Source organism: Microcystis aeruginosa NIES-4325 (genome assembly GCF_008974145.1).
GTDB lineage: Bacteria > Cyanobacteriota > Cyanobacteriia > Cyanobacteriales > Microcystaceae > Microcystis > Microcystis aeruginosa_G.
This window is the reverse complement of the sequence record NZ_BJKP01000158.1, coordinates 1-250: the sequence shown is the minus strand read 5'-3', so window position 1 is coordinate 250 and position 250 is coordinate 1. Positions and strand designations below refer to the sequence as shown.

Sequence of the window (250 nt, the reverse complement as noted above, 5' to 3'; positions counted from 1 at the left end):
TGGAATCGCTCGCGCTTTGCAAAGATTACACTGGACTTTACCCAAACTTTCAACTCCCGAACAAGGGCAATCTGGTCGCGATTTGATGCCTCTACTGACTTGGCAGTTATGGCTGGCTCGTGAGATATAGTTATTTCAAATAAGAACGAGACACTAGGCGACACAATAAGTACGAATAATTTCATCAAGGGGTGTCCCCACAGGAGCATACATTCTTGCCCTCTTTAATGCACTAAAATCATGTTCGATA

1 pseudogene is annotated in these 250 nt (G+C 43.6%); it reads right to left on the bottom strand.

The features are described from left to right. Nucleotides 1-153: 153 nt before the first annotated feature. A pseudogene (locus MiAbW_RS19440) lies at nt 154-250 on the bottom strand (IS630 family transposase); the annotation flags it as partial.